The sequence below is a fragment of the Pseudomonas sp. Q1 genome, from assembly GCF_009935975.1.
Lineage (GTDB): Bacteria > Pseudomonadota > Gammaproteobacteria > Pseudomonadales > Pseudomonadaceae > Aquipseudomonas > Aquipseudomonas palleroniana.
In genome coordinates this window covers 21960-29122 of sequence record NZ_QODI01000030.1, presented here as the reverse complement: position 1 = coordinate 29122, position 7163 = coordinate 21960, and the positions used below count along the sequence as shown (strand labels likewise).

Here is a 7163-nt window from a genome sequence, read left to right as displayed (position 1 = left end):
GGGATCGAACCGCCGACCCTCTGCTTGTAAGGCAGATGCTCTCCCAGCTGAGCTAATCACCCTTCGTTTCGGTGTGGCGCGCATTCTACGGAGCGACCCAAGGTCTGGCAAGCACTTTCTTAAATCTTTTTTTTGAGCCCTTCCAATGGCTTAGGCAGGGTTGGCCTGGGACGCTATCAAGAGAATAATGCCCCCCTTTGTATAAAGGAGAGACTCACCCCATGTGGTTCAAGAACCTGCTTATCTATCGCCTGACCCAAGATCTGCCTATTGATGCCGAGGCGTTGGAAGCGGCCATGGCCACCAAACTGGCGCGCCCTTGTGCAAGCCAGGAGTTGACCACCTACGGTTTCGTCGCGCCTTTCGGTAAAGGTGAAGACGCTCCCCTGGTACACATCAGCGGTGACTTCCTGCTGATCGCCGCGCGCAAGGAAGAACGCATCCTGCCGGGTAGCGTGGTACGCGACGCACTCAAAGAGAAAGTCGAAGAGATCGAAGCCGAGCAAATGCGCAAGGTCTACAAGAAGGAACGCGACCAGATCAAGGATGAAATCATCCAGGCCTTCCTGCCACGCGCGTTTATCCGTCGCTCGTCGACGTTCGCCGCCATCGCGCCGAAACAGGGCCTGATCCTGGTGAACTCGGCAAGCCCGAAACGTGCCGAAGACCTGCTGTCGACCCTGCGAGAAGTGATCGGCACCCTGCCGGTACGCCCGCTGACGGTGAAAACCGCACCGACTGCGATCATGACCGATTGGGTGACCACCCAGAAACCGGCCGATGACTTCTTCGTCCTCGACGAATGCGAACTGCGTGACACCCACGAAGACGGTGGCATCGTGCGCTGCAAACGCCAGGACCTGACCAGCGAAGAAATCCAGCTGCACCTGAGCACCGGCAAAGTCGTGACCCAGTTGGCCTTGGCGTGGCAGGACAAGCTGTCCTTCATGCTCGACGACAAGATGACGGTCAAGCGCCTGAAGTTCGAAGACCTGCTGCAGGACCAGGCAGAACAGGACGGGGGCGACGAGGCCCTGGGGCAACTGGACGCAAGCTTTACCCTGATGATGCTGACGTTTGGCGACTTCCTGCCGGCACTGGTTGAAGCGCTGGGCGGTGAAGAAACCCCGCAGGGCATTTAAACCGTTTGACGATCAGAATGTGGGAGGCCCCTCCCACATTTGATTGCAGTGTCACGCCAAGCCTCTAATAACAAGGACATCCCCATGCGCGCACTCGCCGCCTTGAGCCGTTTCGTCGGCAATACCTTCGCTTACTGGGTGTTGTTGTTTGCCGTGCTCGCCTTCCTGGAGCCCAACTGGTTCATCGGGCTTAAAGGCGCCATTGTCCCGCTGTTGGGCCTGGTGATGTTCGGTATGGGGCTGACCCTCAAACTTGAAGACTTCGCCGAGGTCGCGCGCCATCCCTGGCGCGTGGCACTGGGCGTGGTTGCGCACTTTGTAATCATGCCGGGCGTGGCCTGGCTCTTGTGCCAGGCGTTCCACCTGCCGCCGGAGATAGCCGTCGGGGTGATCCTGGTCGGCTGCTGCCCAAGCGGCACGTCCTCCAACGTGATGACCTGGCTGGCCCGGGGCGATCTGGCACTGTCAGTGGCCATCGCCGCCGTCACCACCCTCCTCGCCCCGCTGCTCACTCCTGCGCTGATCTGGTTACTGGCCTCGGCTTGGTTGCCGGTGTCGTTCATGGAGTTGTTCTGGTCGATCCTGCAAGTGGTGCTGCTGCCCATCGTGCTTGGCGTGGTGGCGCAGCGCGTACTGGGCGAGCGGGTACGCCATGCGGTCGAGGTGCTGCCGCTGGTGTCGGTGGTCAGCATCGTGATCATCGTCGCGGCAGTGGTTGCGGCGAGCCAGGCGAAGATCGCCGAGTCCGGCCTGCTGATCATGGCGGTGGTGATGTTGCACAACAGCTTCGGCTACTTGCTGGGTTACTTCACCGGCCGGTTGTTCAAACTGCCCTTGGCGCAGCGCAAATCGCTGGCGCTGGAAGTGGGCATGCAGAACTCCGGGCTGGGCGCTGCGCTGGCCAGTGCGCACTTTTCACCACTGGCGGCGGTGCCCAGTGCGCTGTTCAGCGTCTGGCACAATATCTCTGGAGCGTTGCTCTCGACTTATTTCCGTCGCATGAGCGAAAAGGCCGACCGCAGCGCATTGGAGACCCAACCGAAAACTTGATCGTCCGATCCGTTTTCGGCACTCTACCGAGCTTCGCGGGGACGACCTCGCGACGCTTTGCAGCGCTCAACCAGGGGACGACCCCACCAATAGATGGGAGGTCAGCATGTCCTGGATCATTTTGTTTTTTGCGGGTTTGTTCGAAGTCGGCTGGGCTGTCGGGTTGAAGTACACCGATGGTTTCAGCAAGCCACTGCCCACCGCCTTGACGATTGCCGCGATGGCCTTCAGCCTCGGCTTGCTCGGGTTGGCCATGAAGGAGCTGCCATTGGGCACCGCCTATGCGGTCTGGACCGGCGTGGGAGCTGTGGGTACGGTGATCGCCGGGATCATCCTGTTTGGTGAATCCATGGCGCTGTTTCGGCTGGCCAGTGTGGCGCTGATCATTTGCGGGCTCGTTGGGCTCAAGATCAGCACTTAGGCCACTGCCGCCATCGGGAGCAAGCCCCCTCCCACACTCGGAATGTATTCCAAACTGTGGGAGGGGGCTTGCTCCCGATGAGGCCAGTACACCCCACACAAAACTACCTGACACGCCCTCGCAACACACCCACCACTTCCTGCAACCGCGCAGGCGTCGCCGCCTCCACCGCTACCGGTGCACCCGCGACCAGCACCACCCGCGACCAGACCCGATGAAAGAACCCCTTGTTCGGGTCGCGACTGAAAAAACTCCCCCACAACCCCTGCAACGCCATGGGAATCACCGGCACCGGCGTCTCCTCCAGAATGCGCGTCAGCCCGCCACGGAACTCGTTCATCTCGCCATCGGCCGTCAACTTGCCTTCCGGGAAGATGCACACCAACTCCCCTTCCTTTAGATACTGGGCAATCCGCGTGAAGGCTTTTTCATAGATCTGGATATCTTCATGGCGGCCCGCAATCGGAATCGCCCCTGCCGTGCGGAAGATAAAGTTCAGCACCGGCAAGCGGTAGATCTTGTAGTACATCACGAAGCGAATCGGCCGACGCACCGCGCCACCAATCAGCAGCGCATCGACAAACGACACGTGGTTGCATACCAGCAACGCCGCGCCTTCATCCGGAATGGCTTCCAGGTTGCGATGCTCGACGCGGTACATGGAATGGCTGAGCAGCCAGATCATGAACCGCATGGTGAACTCGGGGACAATCCTGAAGATGTAGGTATTGACCGCGATGTTGAGCAGCGACACTACCAGGAACAACTCGGGGATCGACAGCTTGGCCACGCTCAACAACAGGATCGACACGATCGCCGACACCACCATGAACAGCGCGTTGAGGATGTTGTTGGCCGCGATGACCCGCGCCCGCTCATGCTCGGCGGTGCGCGACTGGATCAACGCATACAGCGGCACGATATAGAAACCGCCGAACACGCCCAGGCCGAGAATATCGAACAACACCCACCAGGCCTGGCCATGACCGAGTACCGCCAGCCAGTCGTTGGGCTGGACGTTCTGCGGGAAACCACCAGAGTGCCACCACAGCAACAAACCAAACACTGTCAGGCCAAACGAGCCAAACGGCACCAGGCCGATTTCGACCTTACGCCCGGAGAGTTTTTCACAGAGCATGGAGCCGAGGGCGATACCCACAGAGAACACGGTAAGAATCAGCGTGACCACGGTTTCGTCGCCGTACAGCCATTCCTTCGCATAGGCCGGGATCTGCGTCAGGTAAATCGCCCCGACAAACCAGAACCACGAGTTGCCCACGATCGAGCGCGACACCGCCGGCGTCTGCCCCAGGCCCAGGCGCAAGGTGGCCCAGGACTCGCTGAAGATATTCCAGTTCAGCCGCAAGCCTGGCGTAGAAGCCGCCGCCCGTGGAATGCTGCGGCTGGCCAGGTAACCCAGCACAGCCACACCGACGATAGCTACTGACACCACCGGCGCGTAATGCGCGGACGACATCATGATCCCGGCGCCGATGGTGCCGGCCAGGATCGCCAGGAACGTGCCCATTTCCACCAGGCCATTGCCACCGACCAACTCATCTTCATGCAGGGCCTGGGGCATGATCGAGTATTTCACCGGGCCGAACAGCGCCGAGTGCGTGCCCATCGCAAACAACGCCAGCAGCATCAGTTCCAGATGATTGAACAGAAAGCCCGTGGCACCCACGGCCATGATCACGATTTCACCGATCTTGATCGCACGGATCAACGCATCCTTGTTGAATTTCTCGCCAAACTGCCCAGCCAGCGCCGAAAACAGGAAGAACGGCAGGATAAACAGCAGCGCACAGAGGTTGACCCAAATGGAGCGGTCACCGTCGATGGTGAGTTTGTAGAGAATGGCGAGGATCAGCGATTGCTTGAAGATGTTGTCGTTGAAGGCACCCAGCAACTGGGTGACGAAAAACGGCAAGAAGCGCCGCGTGCGCAGCAAGGTGAATTGCGAGGGGTGGCTCATCGTCCGTGTTCCTGCGTGGCCTGATAGGCTTTATTGCCGAAGGCTTTTATAAAGAGACAGGCCACGACTTTACCTAAACCCGCTTACTTATTCCCTATTCCTGCAATGCAGGGTGAAACAAAAAGCTCACCTTTATAGGCGCCCTGCACGGTGCGCTTGGCCACGATCAGCCACATCAGCGCCAAGGCCAGCACCAGCGCGCTGCCAAACACACTGAAGAACCCCAGATGCAACACGCTCGCCAGCTTCAGCGTGGCCAGGGCATACACCCCCAACGGAAAGGTGAAACCCCACCAGCCGAGGTTGAATGGAATGCCGGCACGCAGGTAACGCAGGGTGATCAACACCGCAATCAGCAACCACCACAAGCCGAAGCCCCACAGCGTGATGCCCGCCACCAGGCCAAGGCCGCTGGCCATCTCGCCGACACCGGGCAAGCCATTGGCCGCGAAGATCGCCGGCGCATCACCGCCCAGCAGCAACATACCGAGTGCACCGGTGCCGATAGGGCCCAGCGCCAGCCAGCTCGACGCAGCCATGTTGGCGTGGGGCAGTTTATGCAACGCCATGCGCAGCATCAGGATAGTCAGGATGCTGAACGCCACCGGCAGCGAAAATGCCCACAATACGTAGCTGGTCACCAGCATCACCAGTTGCCCATGGGCGTCGGCCAAGTGCGGCGCCAGCAGGCCACCACTGGCTGCGGCGACTTCAGCCGCGACGACCGGCAACAGCCAGACGGCGGTCATCTGGTCGATGCTGTGTTCCTGGCGGGTAAACATCATGAACGGAATCAGCACACCGCACGCCAGGGCCATGGCGACGTCCAACCACCACAGGGTCTGCGCCAACGGCAGCACGTCACTGCCCCAACGCGGCAGGCCGAACAGCAACAAACCGTTGAGAATGGTTGCCAGCCCCATGGGAATGGTGCCGAAGAACATCGAAACCGTGGAGTGCCCGAAAATCCGCCGCGCCTCCTGGAAATACATCACCCAACGCGCGGCGTACAACCCACTGAACACTACAAACAGGCCAATGGTAAACATCCACAACGCTTCGGCGACGGCGTACAGGCCCGGCACGTTGACGGGCAGTTGTGCCAGCGCCAGTGCCAGCACGCCGGTGCCCATGGTTGCGGCAAACCAGTTGGGCGTGAATTGACGAATCACTTCCCGCGGCCGGGTCAGGTGACTCAAAGGTTTGTAGCTTGGGGTATTCGCGCAGTTCATGTTGATAATCCTCTTCCTCGTAGGAGGTTGAAGCCATCATAGAACCTGATCGAATATCTATATAACGGGTAATATCTCTATCTGTTATCTACTTTACCTATATACGACACTGACTACACTGCAGCCTTGGCCCGCGCCGTTTCCTGCAACAGCAAGCCGGCCAGTGCACCCAGGGCCAAAACGATGAGTACGGCACCGTAGCCATCGGTGGTGGCGATCAAGCCAAACTCCCGGCTCAGGTTACCGGCCAGCAACGCCGGCAAGCAGAACGCCAGATAGCTCAACACATAGAAGGCCGACATCAGCCCTGCCCGCTCATGAGGCAACGCCAAACCGACGATACTGCGCACACTGCCCGTGAAGCCGCCGCCAAAACCCAAGCCGGCGATCACACTGGCCACAAAGAACAGCCAAAGGCTGGCGCTCTGCACCGCCACCAACAACAGCGCCACCCCGGTCGCCAGCAATGCAGCCGACAGGCGCATGATTTTATCGGCCGGGCGATTGCGCAGGCTGTAGATCATCACCGCACCACTGAGCGTCACCACCGCCACCAACCCACCCCCAATCAGGTGCGAGGTCGACCCGGTAGCAGCCCGCACCAGCGAAGGCGCCAGCGAAGAAAAGAACCCTCCCAGTGCCCATACCGCCACATTCAGCGGCATCGCCAGCCACAGGGCACGGCGCGCTTGTTCGGGGACATGCAGCGTCGGCGCCAGCGACTTCAAGGCCCCCGGTATGCGGCTGACCGTCTCCGGCAATCGCCACACATACAGCGCTTGCAGGGTCATCAGCCCGAGCATCGCGAAATAAATCAATTGGGTCGGCCGTGGCGCAAACTCCACCAGCAGGCCGCTGCCTAAACCGCCACTGGCCATACCCAGCATCGGCGCAAGGCTATTGAGCATCGGGCCGCGGACACGGTCAGTGTCGAGCAAGGTTGCACCCAGCACCGCCGTCGCCATGCCGGTGGCGAAACCTTGCACCGCCCGGGCGGCAATCAGGTACGCGGTGCTATCAGCGTTGATAAACAGCAGCATCGCCAGCATATTCAGGATCAATGCCGCAAAAATGACCGGCTTGCGTCCCAGGTAATCCGATAGCGAGCCGACGGTCAGCAAGGCTGCCAACAGGCTCACGGCATACACGCCGAAGATCATCGTCAACACAGCCGCCGAGAAATGCAGGTGGTCTTGATACACCTGATACAGCGGCGTTGGCGCGCTGGACGCGGCGAGAAAGGTCAGCACCGTTACCACCAGGAACACCAGGCGGGAACGATGGGAAGTAGGACTGGACATGGGCACGCTCCGCTAAAGCTAATATTTTGCTTTTTCGGA

Annotated in this window: 6 protein-coding genes; 3 read left to right on the top strand and 3 right to left on the bottom strand. The window is 60.0% G+C overall.

Going from position 1 to position 7163, the window contains the following annotated elements; genetic code table 11:
• Positions 1-221 precede the first annotated feature (221 nt).
• From rdgC to sugE, 3 genes are all read left to right on the top strand, one after another.
• The gene (rdgC, locus tag DK870_RS28630) at positions 222-1142 is read left to right on the top strand and encodes a recombination-associated protein RdgC (protein ID WP_161550371.1); all 921 of its coding nucleotides are present in this window, start codon (positions 222-224) and stop codon (positions 1140-1142) included.
• An 84-nt stretch (positions 1143-1226) separates the two neighbouring features.
• Entirely contained in the window at positions 1227-2192 is a 966-nt protein-coding gene (locus tag DK870_RS28625; RefSeq protein WP_161550370.1) for a bile acid:sodium symporter family protein, read from the top strand.
• 106 nt (positions 2193-2298) lie between these two features.
• Positions 2299-2613, top strand: coding sequence for a quaternary ammonium compound efflux SMR transporter SugE (gene sugE / locus DK870_RS28620; protein WP_060756959.1), 315 nt, complete (start codon positions 2299-2301; stop codon positions 2611-2613).
• A 103-nt stretch (positions 2614-2716) separates the two neighbouring features.
• Here the strand turns inward: sugE and DK870_RS28615 are convergent, their stop codons facing one another.
• From DK870_RS28615 to DK870_RS28605, 3 genes are all read right to left on the bottom strand, one after another.
• Positions 2717-4591, bottom strand: coding sequence for an MFS transporter (locus DK870_RS28615; RefSeq protein ID WP_161550369.1), 1875 nt, complete (start codon positions 4589-4591; stop codon positions 2717-2719).
• 83 nt (positions 4592-4674) lie between these two features.
• Entirely contained in the window at positions 4675-5823 is a 1149-nt protein-coding gene (locus DK870_RS28610) for a TDT family transporter (RefSeq protein WP_161550368.1), read from the bottom strand.
• Between the two features lie 113 nt (positions 5824-5936).
• On the bottom strand, positions 5937-7124 hold the full coding sequence (locus DK870_RS28605) for an MFS transporter (protein WP_161550367.1): 1188 nt from the start codon (positions 7122-7124) through the stop codon (positions 5937-5939).
• Positions 7125-7163 lie beyond the last annotated feature (39 nt).